This window comes from Helicobacter cinaedi CCUG 18818 = ATCC BAA-847, from assembly GCF_000155475.1.
GTDB classification, from domain to species: Bacteria; Campylobacterota; Campylobacteria; order Campylobacterales; family Helicobacteraceae; genus Helicobacter_C; species Helicobacter_C cinaedi.
Map to the genome: position 1 here is coordinate 1 of NZ_DS990434.1, position 563 is coordinate 563.

Sequence of the window (563 nt, forward strand, 5' to 3'; positions counted from 1 at the left end):
AAGAGTGAGTAAGCTTAAATAGAATAAAAATATACATATAAATAGAATGAGATAGGGTAGCAATAATGGCAGAGATTAACACCAAACCTATACATATACAAGTAAGAGATGTGAATAGTGCTCTTATACAAAATGCTACTATAAAAGTCATACAAAGAAAAAATGGTAAGATCCTCTATAATGAAAAAAGCTCAAGTGGAGAAATAATCCTAGATGATATAGAGAGTCTTAAAGATTGCCACGCCTTTAGAGTAGAGATAGAACACCCACATTATAAAAGCAGACCTAAGACTAATGCGTGTTGTATAAGACTAGCAAACCTCAATAAACCCCATACCCTAGAGTTTCACTATCAAGATAAGCTATTAGTGAGTAGTGTGTATGCAGAATATAAAGATTCTAAACAAGCAAACAATACATCTAAAGAATTAGAATCTAACATACCCATTACTATCCACCTCAAAGCCTACTATAACCAAGACACTATCCCAAATAAAGATAAACAATCTAAAACACAACAACAAATATATCAAAACCAAAAGACACAAACAAAATGGGGCTAT

At 32.0% G+C, this 563-nt stretch carries 1 protein-coding gene; it reads left to right on the top strand.

What is annotated here, in order from left to right; translation table 11 throughout:
- Positions 1-65: 65 nt before the first annotated feature.
- The coding region (locus tag HCCG_RS12725) for a hypothetical protein (RefSeq protein ID WP_002957722.1) at positions 66-563 on the top strand (498 nt) is incomplete at its 3' end.